Consider the following 14,408-nt stretch of genomic DNA (forward strand, 5'->3'; position numbering starts at 1 on the left):
CGGCACTGCAAATCCCCCACGGGGCCCGACATCGGCCGGGCCCTTTGGACAGCGCCTGCACCCTCCCCGTCAGGCCCTACCAGTTGTAGGCAACCTTGGCGTAGTAGAACGCGCCGCTGTAGCCGTAGGGCGAGAAGGTGCTGTACGCCAGGTTGCCGCCGCTGGAGGCGTAGGCGTTGACCTTCTCCGGGTATTTGTCGGTGACGTTGTCGCCGCCCAGGGTGAACAGCCAGTTCTGCAGCTTGTAATCGACCGCCAGGTCCAGCAGCCAGGCGGCGCTGAAGGTCTGGTCGTTGACCTTGTCCGCCTGGTAGCTGGTGAACTCGCCATAACGCACCAGGTTGCTGTGCAGCGCCCAGTTGCCGTAGTTGAAGTCGTTGGCCAGGCTCAGCTTGTGCTGCGGCGTGGTGTCGCCCAGCAGGCCGATGCGCTCGCGCCGGTCGACCCGCACCAGGTTGACCCCCAGTTGATCGAGGATCGCCGGGTTGGCTTTCACGTCGGTGACCTTGGTGTGGTTGTAGTTGTAGCCGACTGTGCTGTTCCAGCGGATGCCGTTGTCCAGCTGGTAGCGATAGTTGGCCACCAGGTCCAAGCCATCGGTGCTGGTGTCGGTGGCATTGGTGAAGTAGCGCGCGCTGGTGTAGTTGATATTGCCGACGCCGTTGGCCTTGAGGTAATCGATCGCGGTGTTGTTGAGCACCAGGTTCGACGACAGCGACACCCGGTCGCGGATATCGATGTGGTACAGGTCGGCGGTGACCGTCAGGTTGTCCAGGGGTTCGAGCACCAGGCCAAGGCTGTAGTTGCGCGATTTTTCCGCCTTGAGATCTTCCGCCCCCAGCAGCCTGGCGACTTGGCTGTCGGCGGCGAAGGTCCCAGATTCCTGGATGGTATTGCCGATCAGCTGCGACGAAGTGAAGGTGAAGTTCTGCTGCGCCAGGGACGGCGCGCGAAAGCCCGTGGACACACTGCCGCGCAAGGCCACCCGCGGGGTGAAGTCGTAGCGCGCCGAGAGCGAGCCGCTGACGTTGGAACCGAAGTCGCTGTAGTCCTCATGCCGCACCGCCGCCGACACCGCCAGCTTGTCGGTGAAGTTGGTCTCCAGGTCCAGGTACTGGGCGAAGTTGTGGCGCGACGAACTGCCGGCGTCCGAATCACGGAAACCGCCCAGCCCGGAACTGCCGGTCTGGTAGTAGGACTCAGGCTGCCCGGCCTCGATCTGATAACCCTGGCGCAGGTACTCGGTGCCGAAGGCCACCGACACCGGGTAAGGCAGCCAGCCCAGGCTGAACTCCCGGGACAGGTCCAGGCTCAGTTGCCGCTGGTCGTTGGTCAGGGTGCCGTTGTCGAACGCGTGCGGGGTGTTCAGGCCCAGCGAGGTGTTGATGGTCTTGGTCCGCAGTTCATAGGTGTTCTTGCCGTAGTTGGCCGACAGGTCGTAGTGCCAGTTATCCAGCAGCTCGCCACGCAGGCCGACCACCAGGCTGGTGTCTTCCAGGGTGCCGTTGATCAGCGGCAGGTAACCGTTGGGGTGCAGCACCCGGTTGTTGTTCGAGGCATTGCTGGCGCGATAGAAGGCCGCGGTTTCGCCCCGGCGCTTGCTGTAGCCGCCGAAGCCGTACAACTCGGCGGCATCGTTGAAGCTGTAGGCGGAGTTGAACTGGAACTTGCCCTCCTCGGTTTCCGGTTCGCCCTGGCGGAACACATGCTGGCCGTAGGTGGTGGAGCCGACGCTGGCGGGCCGGAAGTCCTTGCCGGCGCGGTCGGTGTAGTCGTTGTTCGTGCCCTCGCCGGACAGGCTGACAAAGCCGTTGTCCCCCAGGGCAAAACCGCTGTTGCCGGCAACCTGGCGCTGAATGCCGTCGCCCTTCTTGTACTGCCCGTATTTGGTGGATATCGAGCCGCCGTGGTCGGCGCTCTTGAGGATGATGTTGATCACCCCGGCGATGGCGTCCGAGCCATAACGCGCCGAGGCGCCATCACGCAGCACCTCGATATGGTCGATGGCCGACAGCGGGATCGCGTTCAGGTCCGCCGGCGCCGAGCCGCGCCCCACCGCGCCGCCGAGGTTGACGAAGGCCGAGGTGTGCCGGCGCTTGCCGTTCACCAGCACCAGCACCTGGTCCGGCGACAACCCACGCAACTGCGCCGGGCGGGTCAGCTCGGCGCCGTCCACCAGGCTCGGGCGCGGGAAATTGATCGACGGGATCAGCTTGGCCAGCACCGTGGCCAGTTCGCCGGAACCGGAACTGCGCAGGCTGTCGCCGGAAATCACATCGATGGGTGACAGCGAAGCGCTAGCGGTGCGCTCCTGGGCCCGGGTACCGGTGACGATCACCGTATCCAGCCGGGCCGCTGTGTCGCTGTCTTCCGTGGCCTGCGCGGCCCCTGCGCCGCCACTCCAGAGCACGGCGCCCAGCACATTGGCCGAGACGATCGCCGTGGACAGAAGGTGTCGTGTGTAGCTCCCCATACCGCTCTCCTTGACGCTAAAACCAGGGCGAACAACGCCTGGCATGCAGACGAGCGATCCGTGCGGCGGACGGTGGCGATCATCGATTCTGTTTTAAGAATGGATCCAGTTGACCGGCCATATAATCTAAAGCGCTAACAGATAATTTTTTAAATACCGTTATCGAATAAGTCAGGGCATAAGCCGAACGCATCCGCGACACTTCGTAAATACCGAATCACTGCTCAGGAATAATCGATTTTTCTTCACGGCAATCTCCCCGCTAGCATGACCTGTCGGCTCCAGAACAAAGCCCAGACCGGGAGAACGGCATGCAGTCCTTGCACATCGGCGAACCCTGGATGTGGTTCGCCTTCATCGCCTTCGTGCTTGCCATGCTGGCCGTGGACCTGTTTGTCCTCGGCGGGCGCAAGGCGCACCGCGTGTCGGTGCGCGAGGCGTCGTGCTGGGTGATTGCCTGGTCCACGCTGGCGATGGTCTTCGCGGGATTGCTCTGGTGGCACCTGGAGGGCGAGTTCGGGCCTGAGATCGCCCAACACAAGACCCTGGAATTCCTCACCGGCTATCTGATCGAGCAATCGTTGTCGATCGACAACATGTTCATCTTCGTGATGATTTTCGGCTACTTTGCCGTGCCACCGGAGTTGCAGCGCCGGGTGTTGCTGTACGGGGTGCTCGGGGCGATCGTGATGCGCGGGGCGATGATTTTCGCCGGCGTGTGGCTGGTGTCGCAGTTCGCGTGGCTGCTGTATGCGTTCGGCGTGTTCCTGATCATCACCGGGATCAAGATGCTGCTATTCGCCCACCAGCAGCCCGACCTCGACAACAACCCCATATTGCGCTGGATACAGGGCCATCTGCGGATCACCGGCGGCTTTCATGGCGAGCGTTTTTTCGTCAAGCAAGAGGGTCGGCGCTGGGCCACCCCGATGTTCCTGGTGCTGGTGCTGATCGAGGGCAGCGACCTGATGTTCGCGGTCGACAGCATCCCGGCGATCTTCGCCATCACCACCGACCCCTTCATTGTGTTCACCTCGAACATCTTCGCGATCATGGGCCTGCGCGCCCTGTACTTCCTGCTGGCCGACATGGCCGACCGCTTCCACCTGCTCAAGTACGGCCTGGCGATCGTGCTGGTGTTCATCGGCACCAAGATGACGCTGATGCCGTGGCTGCACATGCCGGTGGAATGGTCGCTGGCCGTGGTCGGCGGGATCATTCTGGCTTCGGTGCTGTTGAGCCTGATCATGAGTCGCAACAAAGCGCCTGACGAGGACCGGATGCGAACCCCGTAGGAGCGCCTGCGCGGCGAATGTCAGCCCAGCCACATGCCCACTGCCGAATCCACCCTGCTACGCAGCCCAGGCCTGTCGATGGGTGGCAGCGAAGCGCTGGCAAGGCATAAGGCGGATCTGCGACAAGCGCTGCGTACCCGGACCCGAGACAGCTGATGACCTGATTCGCGTCCGGTCGGTCCTGATTACGCGAGGCAGCGGCTACAGGTGGAATCCTCGTAGCCGCTGCCGAGACTGCGGGGGATTTTAGAAGTCGAGGCTGACCCCGACATTGATGCCTTGCTGGGTGAAGTCATCGTCCTTGCGGATGTTGTAGCTGGCGCGCAGGGCCAGGTCCTGGGTGAGTTTGTGGCTGACCCCGAGGTTCAGGCGGTTCAGGTTGGTCTGCGGGGTATAGCCTTCCAGGGTGTAGCGATTATCCGGCAGGCTGTTGAGGGCCATGGTCAGCTTCTGGGTGTCGTCCTCGTATTCCTTTTCGTGGGCGATTTCGCCGAACACCTGGGTTTGCTGGGTGATCTGATACTTGCCCTGCAGGCCGATGCCCAGGCGCCGCGAGGTGCGTTTCTGGTCGTCGAAGGTCAGGGCGGTGGAGTCGCTGCCGTCCTCGGAGTAACCGTCGACCTTGGCCCGCGCGTAGTCGGCGCTGATGAACGGCGACAGGTGCCACGGGCTGCTGGCCTGCTGCGCGATGTCGTAGCCCAGGCGAGCGCTGAAGGCCAGGATATCGCCGCTGGTGTCGCCTTTTTCCCCGCGCTCGTTGGGGCCCAGGTCGAATTTGCGCTTGAGGTTGTCGTAGTCCAGGTGCCCAGCGGTGGCGGCCGCGTCGGCCCACCAGCGGTTTTGCTGGTACTGGACGAAGGCGGTGCCCAGGTAGGTGTTGAGTTTGTAGTCCGAGTCGTTGCCGCCAGCTTCGAGCTTCTGCCGATAGGCGCCGGCCAGCACGCCTACTCGCCAGGCCTCGTCGAGCCGGTAGCTGCCACCGATGTTCAGGTTGAAGCCGTTGCCGTCGGCACTGGCGCCGCTGCGCTGGCTGTCGAAGTCCTGGTGCTGGCCGCCCGCGGCGACAATCGCCCGCCATTGACCCACGCCCTGCCAGTTTTCCCAATCGGCCTGCCATTGGTTGCGCAGCTCATCCTGGTGCGCACGCAGGGTGCCCTGGGCCATTTCCGGGAGCAGGGTTATTTCCCAGGGCGCCGCCAGCAGGGAATAAGCGTAATCAGCGATCAACCGCTGGCCAGCTTCGGTGGGGTGGACCGCGTCGTTGTAGATCAGCTTGCTCGGGTCCGGCGTGGCGCTGTGAAGGCCGTAGCGGGCGTTTTCCGTGCAGCTTCTGCCGCTGAAGCAGGTAGCGATAAGGTTCTGGTCGGTGGCCAGGCCGAACTGTGCCTGGTTGGCGAAGGTTTCCTTCAAGAGCACGGGAATATTGAGGGGAATGACTTGCGCATCGACTGTCCGCAATTGCCGGACCAGCTCGCTGTTGAACTGAGCGCTGAGCTGGGAAGTGAAGGCTTGCAGCGGACTGCCGTTGATTGCTGGGGTCAGGCCGATATCCGGCAGCAGCCAGACCATGATGTAGCGGGCGCCGGCCTGTTGCAGCGCTTGCACGCTGTCGACCAGGCGACCAGCTGCTGCGTTGGCCTGGTCGAGGCTGGTGACGCGGCCCTGGAGGAAATCGTTGCCGCCGCCCGTCAGGTAGTACAGGGCGTTCGGGTCGGCGCGCAAATGGTTATCCACCAGATAACCCGGGCGACTTCGATCGCCAGCGATCGAGGTGGTGGTAATCGAATCGAGAATCTGGTCGGTGCGATAACGGCCGACCGCCCAGTTGTTGCCGTCAGGCAGGCCTTCGCTGGCGCGGGTGGCCGAGGTCGAGGCGGCTAGCTGGTCCTCGGAGAACCCCAGTTTGGCGCCGAGCAATTGCGTTGCGTTGGCGGAATAGATTTCACCACTGCCATCCAGGTAGATAGGCCCTGTGCGGTTGGTAGCACGCAGGGTGGCTCCCGAGGGGCCGCCTGGATCGGCGAATTGCCCGGCATCGCTGAGGCTGTCGCCGAAGACGATGAGGTTGGAATAGGGAGAGGCGATCGCTTGAGCGCAGGCCAAGGATAAAAGCGTACTGGCGAGTGGTACGAACAACGTCTTTTTGATCATGAACAAGTCCATTCTATATTTTGTTGTAAAGAACGAGTCGGCATTACCAAAGACTTTCGCGAGGGGTTGTCACAGCCCATTGCCGGGCCTTTTGCATAGCATTTTTTTCGGTTGAATGACGATAGCGACTCAAGGGCACGACTCGTCGATAGCGAGCCTTGTACCGTCCGCTCGGTTCCCCCTCGAAAACCTTGCCGACTCGAGCTGCCACAATGCCCGATCCCGATCTCGCGAAACATGCGGGGATGGAGATTCAGATTGTTCTGAAGGGCCCCTAGACAGTAGTCGAACCCGCCGACGAATGACGACGAATAAGCGCTCCCTCTGAATTTTCTTGTCGCACACCACAGGCGCTGCGGCTCGCCCTTGGCCTTGAGGACAACCAGGACGAAGGTGACATCCGGCTCTCGCTCGGCCTGCGTCGCGGGCGCGAACGGGCACTGGCAGGGTCCCTTTTGCCCTATGCTTGGCATCCACCCTCCCGACTGAGGACTCCGAGATGCCCACCTCCGAGATTGCCCTGCTGCACAGCTGGCAGCACAACGCCCAGGCCTGGATCGAGGCCATCCGCAACGGCGCCATCGAAAGTCGCGTCGAAGTCACCGACCAGGCGATCCTGCTGGCGGTGCTAGGCCGTCAGCCCGAGCGTGTGCTCGACCTCGGCTGCGGCGAAGGCTGGCTGTTACGGGCCCTGGCTCAGCGGGGCATCGAGGCGGTCGGGGTGGATGGCGATGCGACCCTGGTCGAGGCCGCGCGCGCCGCGGGTTCGGCAACGGTGCATGTGGCCAACTATGCCGCGCTGGTGGAAGCACAGGTGGATATCGGCCGCGACTACAACCTGATCTGCGCCAACTTCGCCCTGCTGCACCAGGACATCATCCCGCTGCTGGCCGCCATGCACGCCCTGCTCGCACCCGGCGGCGCGCTGGCGATCCAGACCCTGCACCCCTGGACCGCAGCGGCCGGCGACTATCAGGACGGCTGGCGCGAAGAGACCTTCGCCGGGTTCAAGGGCCAGTGGCAGCCCATGCCGTGGTACTTCCGCACCCTGTCCAGCTGGCTCAATGCCCTGGACATGGCCGGCTTCCAGCTGGCCAGCCTGCAGGAACCGCAACACCCGCAAAGCCCGGTGCCGCAGTCGTTGCTGCTGGTGGCCGAGCGGCGTGGGTGATGAGGAAAATCCAGCCCGCCTGCCCTTTCGCTAAAAGCCGAATAGCGCTCTGGGCGAGTCCACCAGCAGTGCACGCGCAAACGGCGTCGAACACCCCAGCGCATCCAGCTGCTCGATCACCCTGCCGAAACTGACACTGTCTTCATGCTGGGTATGGGGCCAGTCGCTGCCCCATACCAAACGCTGAATACCAAAGCTTTGCTCCATCAGCGGCAATGCATTCCGAGCAAATTCGAGGTTCTGGCGATCCGTCCCGCCCAATCGATAGATACCGGACACCTTCATCCATACCTGCTCGCTCAACCCCAGTTCGAGCATCTCGGCAAACCCCGGTTGATCGATGCTCAAGCGCGCATCCGGGCGACCGAAGTGATCGACCACCAGCTTGATGCCGAATGGAATCAGTTGCCCGAGCAGCAGCGGCAAGTCCTCCACATGCCGGTGTAACTCGACATGCCAGCCCAGTTCCGCGAGGTGGCCGAAGAAGTCTTTCCAACCCTCTTCGCGAAAGTCAGGCAATACCTTGCCCATGAGGTTCAAGCGCACCCCGACCACGCCCAGCCGGGCCATCTCGTGCAAGGCCGCGCGACTGATCTGCGGCTCGACCACCACCACCCCGCGCAAACGCGCCGGCGCCTGTTGCAACGCCGCCAGCAGGTAGCTGTTGTCGGTGCCCAGAAAGCTCGGCTGCACCAGCACGCCATGACTCAAGCCATGCGCCTGCAAGTGCTTCAGGTATTCCCCAAGCGGGGCATCATAGCCAGGGGTGTAACGCCGGGCTGCGACCAGGTTCAGTGTGCGGTTGAACACATGGGCATGGGCGTCGATGCCGACGATCGACTCAGAACGGGTATCAGGCATGGATTTCATCTATCGAAGGTAATGATCATCAAGCTCGGGCCTGCTCGGTGCCGGTGTTGGTCGCGGGTGCCGACGCCTGGGTAGTTTCGAGGCTTCGGCCACGGGTTTCCGGCAAGCAAAGTGCGGCAACCACCGCCACGCCATAAGCGATGCCGGCGTCGATACCAATGGCAGAGCCCAGCGACATGGAATCGCTCATGTGGCCCACCAGGAACGGGAACACCGCCGAGAGCACCCGGCCGAAGTTGTAGCAGAACCCCACACCGGCACCGCGCACGTCGGCCGGGTACAACTCGTTGAACAACGCCCCCAGGCTCGCCGGAATACCCGCGGCAAAGAAACCCAAGGGGAAGCCGAGGAACAGCATCTGCGTATTGGTCAGCGGCAGGAAGACATAGCACTGCACGGTGACGACGCAGCACAAGGCGAACAGCACAATGTTTTTACGCCGGCCAATGCGGTCGATCAGAAAGCCGCTGACCACACAACCGCACCAGAAGGCGAAGATGATCACGGCCAGGTAGCCACCCGAGTTCAGCACGGACAGGTTGCGCTCAGTCTTGAGAAAGGTCGGCAACCACGTCATCACGGCGTGGTACCCCCCATGGGCGCCGAGGCCCAGGAGACCGCCAAACAACGTCACGCGCAACAGCTCGGGACGGAAGATTCCGGCCAGGGATTTGAAGAAGCTTTGTGGAATGGCCTGTGCTTTTTGCAGGCGCTGGAAGCTGTCGGGCTCCTGGACATTGCGTCGCACCCAGATGATCAGGAGCGAGGGCAGCAAGCCGACCAGGAACATCACACGCCAGGCCATGTCCTGGGGCACCAGGGAGTAAATCAGCGCGAACACGCCAACGGCCAGGCCCCAACCCACGGCCCAGGCACTTTGCACAGTGCCCATCACCTTGCCGCGATACTTCGGGTTGATCGTTTCGGCCATCAACACCGCGCCGGCGGCCCACTCCCCGCCGATGCCAAAACCCTGCAGGGCCTTGACGATCAACAGCTGGTGCAAGCCAGTGACGAACGCGGACAGAAAGGTAAAAAACGAAAACCACAGGATCATCCATTGCAGCGTGCGCACTCGACCGTAGCGGTCGGACAAGGTCCCCCCGACCCAGCCGCCGATGGCCGAGGTGATCAGGGTGACACCACTGATCAGCCCCGCATCGCCCTTGGTCAAGGCGAACGCGGCGATCAACGCCGGAATCGCCAGGCCGAACATCTGTACTTCCAGTGCATCGAGCGACCAACCGCCGAAGCAGGCCCAAAACGTCTTGCGCTCCCGAGGAGTGACTTGGCGATACCAACTGAACATGATTTTTATCCTTATGAGTGGAACGTGAAGCAGCCGAACGCGAACCGCGCCGCTACCGGGCCAGTCAGGGCAAATACATCGATGAACTCAGCGGCGAGCGACTCGCCGCCAAAGGGTCCGCTACCCAGGCATTGGGTCAGCGAATTTCCACGCTGTAGCGGAAATGCTCGGCATGCCCGCGGGAACGCCGCCATTCCAGAGGCGTACCGGCGTAGTCGCGCGCCAGGCGCTCGATCACCACCACCGGGCTGTTGACCGGCACTTGCAGCAACCGGGCATGCACGTCATTCACCGATTCGGCGGTAAGGGTTTCTTCGGCATAGGCGACGACCTGGCCGCACACCTCTTCGTAGATCGGGTAAAGCAGTGGCCCCTTTTCAGCCAGGTCGATCTCCAACAGCCGTTGAAAGCGGCTGCGCGGCAACCAGATTTCTTCGGCCAGCACCGGCTGAACATCCAGCAGACGCACACGGACAATGCGAATCACCGGCGCGTCGGCTGGCAGCCCCAATGCCTGGGCCACCGCCGAGGGCGCGGTTACCGGTTCGATCGACAAGATGCGACTCTCCGGCACCTGGCGCTCGCCGGCGGGGGTTTGAAAACGGAAGAAACGAAACAGCGAAGACTGAAACTGTGGCCGGCGAATGAAGGTGCCTCGCCCCTGCTGACGCTCCAGAATGCCCTCGCTGACCAACGCATCGACCGCCTTGCGCACGGTACCGGTGGACAGCTGGTACTCCGCCGAAAGCGCAGCCTCGGTGGGAATCGCCTCCCCCGGACGCCAGCGATTGTTGGCGATCTGTTCGGCCAAATGATCCCGCAGGCGTTGGTACAGCGGCAGGCGAACATCACTGGAGAGAGAATTCATCGACTTTATTCACCTTGTTATCTAGTCATCTATATGAATATTGGTGGCGAGTATTTCCCTAGACGACTTGGCTGTCAAGGAGACGCGAGGCAGCTTGCTGACCAATGGCACGGCGCCGAATGGTCAGCCCTGTGTCAGCTCCAATCGCGCCTTCTTACCGGTGCGACAGGTCGAAGCCAGCCTGGCCGTACCGCCCAACAGCACTCGGAACCGTGGTAAAGCCCTTCTCTAGACAGAGAGGACAAAACGGCATTCGCCCCCTGCCTTGCCGTCTTCTGCGGATGGCTCAAGCAAGAACCCGCAGCGCTCCACCACCTTGGTCGAGCCGAGATTTTCCTTGTAGACATAAGCCACCAGTTGCGTCAGGTGCCAGCGCGTCCGCGCTTGCTGGATCAGATGGCGCAGCGCCTGTGTCGCGAGCCCCTGGCCGCAAGCGCTTTGGGCAATCCGATAGCCGACTTCGGCAGAACCCTGCGCACTATCGATGTTTTTCAGGTTGGCGCGGCCGATGATGGTTCCGCTGCAATCCTCGATCACCAGCGGATGCCAGGTGCCAGCCGCGAAACCGGCCAGGTAGCCTTCGATATGCTCGGCGACGCCCTGCACCGAATAAAAAGCAGGGGCGCGCGCCTCGATATGGGATTCGAACCACTCACGGTTCCGGGTTTCGAACGCCAGCAGCGCTTCAGTATCCGTATGGCTCAGCTCGCGCACTTTGAACGACTGCATGCACACCTCTCCTTGTTCTCATGGGTCATTGCCCGGACTTGCCCTCCTGGCGGCCGTTCCTGCGGGAACTTCAGGTGACTGGCCAGGTCGATAGCAGCCCCTTCATCGGTCATGACGGGACAATGAACACACCCCGGCCGAGCAACGCTGAAGGCCTGTTTTACGCCCGTACCGTCGATGATCAACCGAGTCTGCCCCCTGATGCCAACCAAGCGTTTTCTGCCGGGTCTGATCCTGGCGCTCTGCGCAGTCGCGTCGCATTGTTCGGTTGCGGCCGAGCGCAAAGCCTCTCAGCAAAGTAACACCGCATCAACCACCCTGATCGAGTCCGCCTCGCAGCAGTATGCAGATGGCCAGTTGGACCAGGCCGCTGCCACGCTGGAGCGTGCCCTGCATATCCAACCGAACAATCCTGCGACATTGCATTACCTCGGCGTGTTGCGTCTTCAGCAGGGGCAGTATCAGCAGGCTGAGGCGCTGGCGACTCGCTCCAACATGCGGGTCGGTCGCAACGTCGCGTTACGCAATCGCAACCTCCAATTGATCCAGGCAGCGCAGAAGGCCCTGGCGTCGAATAACCCACCCAACGCCGACAAGCCTCTTGTTGCCGTACAGGAAGGCCTGGAAGAAGAGGTTAAAAGGCGCCGTGAAGCAGAAATTGTCGCCGCCGAGCAGCCCACGCCGGACACTGAACGCCGCACTGAAGCCTTCACCCGCGAAGCGGAAGAGAACGCGGCAGACTGGCCGTCGGATGGCCGGACACGCCCCGAAGGGCAACTGCGAATGACGTCCGCCGAGCCAGCCTCCACGTACGACGAGATTGAGATTCCCCGTGGCCATCGGCCGCCTCCGGGTAAATGTCGAATCTGGTTTCCCGATCGCCCGCCGGGGCATCAGCCCAAACCCGGCAAATGCAAGAAGCTGCGCGATCGGGTTCCGCCCGGAGCCTACCTGGTGCAGGGTTGAGTGTCCGAGCGCGCTTCTGAGCGCTCTCTGCCGATCATGCATAACACACAGGAAACCCGGGGGCGCTTCACACCTCAGCCCTCGCCTCCCAAGGCGTCAGCTTCAACCTTCTCCAGGGCCAGGGCTTCGAGCAGCACCTGCTCCAGCATGGCAAAAAAACATTTGATGTGAGCCTGCTTCAAGGCCTGTGGCCGGGTCACCAGATAGACCTCCATATCGGGAAGCTGGAGCTGCGGGAACAGCTCGATCAGGTCCTGCGCCAGCACACGCGGCAGTACCGCGATCCCCAGGCCTCGCTTCACCGCGTCCAGCTGCAGGGCGAATGAGTTCACGCTGATCTGCGCGCGCTCCAGGCCGGCGGCCTTGGCTGCGCGCACTTGCGGCAACATGTCCAGCGGCGGCAACAGGCCGATATTGACTGCCGTGGCCGGCGTCACCTGTGGAAAGCGCCGCAGATAATCCGCAGCGGCGAAGACGCCGTAGGCGAGCCGGCCTATGGGTCGATAAATCAGCGACGGCTCACCAAGGTGCGCGGTACGCAGCGCAATGTCGGCCACGCCACGGACGATCTTGTGAAAGTCGGCGGCCACCAGCAACTCCACCGTGCAACGCGGGTGAAGCGCGGTGAAGCGACTCGCCGCCTCCAGCACACACGACGCAAAACCCTCCCCCGCACTGACCAGGACACTGCCCGACAGCTCGGTGTCCAGCGCGGACCGGCCGGCAACGGTTTGCCGCCTCAAGCCCGCTTCCGCCGCCAGGGCCACTTCCACCAGGGACTGCCCCCGCGAGGTCAACCAGCACCCTTCGACGCCGCGCTCGACGAGCGGCTCGCCCAGGGTGCTCTCAAGCTGGGTCAACCGGCGGGACACGGTAGACGCCGCGATCCCCAGCATCTGGCCCGCTTGCAAAAAACTGCCACGCCGCGAGACGGCCAACAGCAGGCGAAGATCGTCCCAATTCGCTTCCGACACCATGCTTTATCTCCTCCCTGATTTGCAGATATGCAAAGCCATTATGCAGGAGTCGCTGTTTTTCGAGAGGGGGCTCGACGGTATATCTACAGGCCCTGGAAACGAATGGAATGGACTGTATGCCGATTGGCCCCAACGACTATGCGCAACACGCCGCCAATGCCTTCAATCGCCGTGATGTGGAGGCGATGCTGGCGCTGGTGAGCGAAGACTTCACCTACCTCGATAGCGCGGGGATACAAGTGGGTCGCGAAGCCATGCGCCAACGGGAAACCGCATTGTTCGAAGCTTTCCCCGATGCCCACGTGATCCTCAGTCCGTTCGCCGTCGGCGTCGATCGCCTGGCGCTGACGGCCATGCTCAGTGGCACTTTCGCCGCGCCCCTGGTGCTGCCGGACCGGGTGCTTGCACCCCATGGACGTTTTATTGCCGTGCACTACGCCGCGCACTTCACCTTCAAGGATGGGTGGGCCATCCATGAAGAGGTGTTCTTCGACAGCGCGATATTGATGCCGTCAGCCGAACCGAGCGAGGGTTGAGCCATGCGTCGTGCATTCGTGACCGGCGCCACCGGTCTGCTGGGCAACAACCTGGTGCGTGAGTTGGTCGCGCGAGGCTGCGCGGTCAAGGCCCTGGTGCGCTCGAGGGCCAAGGGTGAACAGCAGTTCAAGAACCTGGCGGGCGTGGAGCTGGTCGTGGGCGACATGGGCGATGTCGAGGCCTTCGCCGCGGCCTTGCAAGACTGCGACACGCTGTTTCATACCGCGGCGTTCTTTCGCGACAACTACCAGGGCGGCAGCCACTGGCAGGAACTCGAAAAGATCAACGTCATCGGTACCCAGGAGCTGATCGCCCAGGCCTACCGCGCCGGTATCCGCCGGTTTATCCATACCTCCTCGATTGCCGTGCTAGACGGCGCGCCGGGAGCCTCCATCGATGAAACCTGCCTGCGCGACGACGCCAACGCGGATGGCTACTACCGCAGCAAGATCCTCGCCGACCGAGCCATCCTGGCGTTCCTCGAGACCCATCCCGAAATGCAGGCCTGCATGGTCCTACCGGGCTGGATGTGGGGCCCCGGCGACCTCGGCCCGACCTCCTCGGGGCAGTTGGTCAACGATGTCCTGCGCGGCAAGTTGCCCGGGCTGATCCCCGGCAGTTTCTCCGTCGTCGATGCCCGCGATGTGGCCCTGGCGCAGATTGCCGCGGCCAGGTACGGGCGCAGCGGCGAACGCTATCTGGCGGCGGGCCGGCATATGACCATGGCCGAGCTGGTGCCTGTACTCGGGCGTATCGCCGGAGTCAAGACACCTGCACGCTATGTGCCGCTCCCCCTTCTCTACACCCTGGCGGCGGTGCAGGAGATCTACGCGCGCCTGACCGGCAGGCCCATCCTGCTGAGCATGGCCACCCTGCGCCTGCTGGTACGGGAAAAGGACCGTACCCGTTTCAACCACCGCAAGAGCGAAGAAGGACTGGGCCTGACCTTCCGGGCACTTGAGCTGACGATCACCGACACCGTGGCGTGGTACCGCGACCGCAACTGGTTTGAAACCCAGCGCGCAAGACCCACCCGCGTCATGGCCGAAGACTGACTTTTGC

12 protein-coding genes are annotated in these 14,408 nt (G+C 62.7%); 5 read left to right on the top strand and 7 right to left on the bottom strand.

The features are described from left to right. Window positions 1-76: 76 nt before the first annotated feature. Window positions 77-2,473, bottom strand: a complete 2,397-nt coding sequence (locus C4K38_RS18275; RefSeq protein WP_053279594.1) for a TonB-dependent receptor plug domain-containing protein — start codon at window positions 2,471-2,473, stop codon at window positions 77-79. Between the two features lie 311 nt (window positions 2,474-2,784). Between C4K38_RS18275 and C4K38_RS18280 the strand changes: the two genes are divergently transcribed. Further along, a complete protein-coding gene (locus C4K38_RS18280) occupies window positions 2,785-3,768 on the top strand; it encodes a TerC family protein (RefSeq protein WP_053279595.1) in 984 nt (327 codons plus the stop codon). A gap of 246 nt (window positions 3,769-4,014) precedes the next feature. On the opposite strand, the gene estP is transcribed toward C4K38_RS18280, so the two are convergent. Next, window positions 4,015-5,919 carry an esterase EstP gene (gene estP, locus C4K38_RS18285; RefSeq protein WP_081364281.1) on the bottom strand — a complete coding sequence of 635 codons (1,905 nt, stop codon included), beginning with the start codon at window positions 5,917-5,919 and terminating at the stop codon, window positions 4,015-4,017. 499 nt (window positions 5,920-6,418) lie between these two features. On the opposite strand from estP, the gene C4K38_RS18290 reads away from it, so the two are divergent. Beyond that, window positions 6,419-7,090, top strand: coding sequence for a class I SAM-dependent methyltransferase (locus C4K38_RS18290; RefSeq protein ID WP_053279626.1), 672 nt, complete (start codon window positions 6,419-6,421; stop codon window positions 7,088-7,090). A 30-nt stretch (window positions 7,091-7,120) separates the two neighbouring features. On the opposite strand, the gene C4K38_RS18295 is transcribed toward C4K38_RS18290, so the two are convergent. The 4 genes from C4K38_RS18295 to C4K38_RS18310 form a co-directional block, all read right to left on the bottom strand. Further along, on the bottom strand, window positions 7,121-7,951 hold the full coding sequence (locus C4K38_RS18295) for an amidohydrolase family protein (RefSeq protein WP_053279627.1): 831 nt from the start codon (window positions 7,949-7,951) through the stop codon (window positions 7,121-7,123). A 28-nt stretch (window positions 7,952-7,979) separates the two neighbouring features. Beyond that, window positions 7,980-9,269, bottom strand: a complete 1,290-nt coding sequence (locus tag C4K38_RS18300; RefSeq protein ID WP_053279628.1) for an MFS transporter — start codon at window positions 9,267-9,269, stop codon at window positions 7,980-7,982. A 136-nt stretch (window positions 9,270-9,405) separates the two neighbouring features. Continuing rightward, window positions 9,406-10,137 carry a GntR family transcriptional regulator gene (locus tag C4K38_RS18305; protein ID WP_053279629.1) on the bottom strand — a complete coding sequence of 244 codons (732 nt, stop codon included), beginning with the start codon at window positions 10,135-10,137 and terminating at the stop codon, window positions 9,406-9,408. A 228-nt stretch (window positions 10,138-10,365) separates the two neighbouring features. After that, a complete protein-coding gene (locus tag C4K38_RS18310; RefSeq protein WP_053279630.1) occupies window positions 10,366-10,866 on the bottom strand; it encodes a GNAT family N-acetyltransferase in 501 nt (166 codons plus the stop codon). A 201-nt stretch (window positions 10,867-11,067) separates the two neighbouring features. Between C4K38_RS18310 and C4K38_RS18315 the strand changes: the two genes are divergently transcribed. Continuing rightward, the gene (locus C4K38_RS18315) at window positions 11,068-11,832 is read left to right on the top strand and encodes a tetratricopeptide repeat protein (protein ID WP_053279694.1); all 765 of its coding nucleotides are present in this window, start codon (window positions 11,068-11,070) and stop codon (window positions 11,830-11,832) included. Window positions 11,833-11,906: 74 nt separating this feature from the next. Here the strand turns inward: C4K38_RS18315 and C4K38_RS18320 are convergent, their stop codons facing one another. Then, complete coding sequence (locus C4K38_RS18320; protein ID WP_053279631.1) at window positions 11,907-12,809, bottom strand: LysR family transcriptional regulator; 903 nt, start codon at window positions 12,807-12,809, stop codon at window positions 11,907-11,909. Between the two features lie 116 nt (window positions 12,810-12,925). Between C4K38_RS18320 and C4K38_RS18325 the strand changes: the two genes are divergently transcribed. Together C4K38_RS18325 and C4K38_RS18330 are read left to right on the top strand one after the other, a co-directional pair. Beyond that, window positions 12,926-13,345: an ester cyclase gene (locus tag C4K38_RS18325; RefSeq protein ID WP_053279632.1), complete on the top strand. Its 420-nt coding sequence runs from the start codon at window positions 12,926-12,928 to the stop codon at window positions 13,343-13,345. A 3-nt stretch (window positions 13,346-13,348) separates the two neighbouring features. Next, entirely contained in the window at window positions 13,349-14,401 is a 1,053-nt protein-coding gene (locus tag C4K38_RS18330) for an SDR family oxidoreductase (RefSeq protein WP_053279633.1), read from the top strand. Window positions 14,402-14,408: the final 7 nt, after the last annotated feature.

The sequence above is a fragment of the Pseudomonas chlororaphis subsp. piscium genome, from assembly GCF_003850345.1.
GTDB lineage: Bacteria > Pseudomonadota > Gammaproteobacteria > Pseudomonadales > Pseudomonadaceae > Aquipseudomonas > Aquipseudomonas piscium.

Excerpts from the sequence above, each read along its gene's own strand:
- C4K38_RS18275 (WP_053279594.1), bottom strand. The coding sequence starts at position 2,473 with ATGGGGAGCTACACACGACACCTTCTGTCCACGGCGATCGTCTCGGCC.
- C4K38_RS18280 (WP_053279595.1), top strand. The coding sequence starts at position 2,785 with ATGCAGTCCTTGCACATCGGCGAACCCTGGATGTGGTTCGCCTTCATC.
- estP (WP_081364281.1), bottom strand. The coding sequence starts at position 5,919 with ATGATCAAAAAGACGTTGTTCGTACCACTCGCCAGTACGCTTTTATCC.
- C4K38_RS18290 (WP_053279626.1), top strand. The coding sequence starts at position 6,419 with ATGCCCACCTCCGAGATTGCCCTGCTGCACAGCTGGCAGCACAACGCC.
- C4K38_RS18295 (WP_053279627.1), bottom strand. The coding sequence starts at position 7,951 with ATGCCTGATACCCGTTCTGAGTCGATCGTCGGCATCGACGCCCATGCC.
- C4K38_RS18300 (WP_053279628.1), bottom strand. The coding sequence starts at position 9,269 with ATGTTCAGTTGGTATCGCCAAGTCACTCCTCGGGAGCGCAAGACGTTT.
- C4K38_RS18305 (WP_053279629.1), bottom strand. The coding sequence starts at position 10,137 with ATGAATTCTCTCTCCAGTGATGTTCGCCTGCCGCTGTACCAACGCCTG.
- C4K38_RS18310 (WP_053279630.1), bottom strand. The coding sequence starts at position 10,866 with ATGCAGTCGTTCAAAGTGCGCGAGCTGAGCCATACGGATACTGAAGCG.
- C4K38_RS18315 (WP_053279694.1), top strand. The coding sequence starts at position 11,068 with ATGCCAACCAAGCGTTTTCTGCCGGGTCTGATCCTGGCGCTCTGCGCA.
- C4K38_RS18320 (WP_053279631.1), bottom strand. The coding sequence starts at position 12,809 with ATGGTGTCGGAAGCGAATTGGGACGATCTTCGCCTGCTGTTGGCCGTC.
- C4K38_RS18325 (WP_053279632.1), top strand. The coding sequence starts at position 12,926 with ATGCCGATTGGCCCCAACGACTATGCGCAACACGCCGCCAATGCCTTC.
- C4K38_RS18330 (WP_053279633.1), top strand. The coding sequence starts at position 13,349 with ATGCGTCGTGCATTCGTGACCGGCGCCACCGGTCTGCTGGGCAACAAC.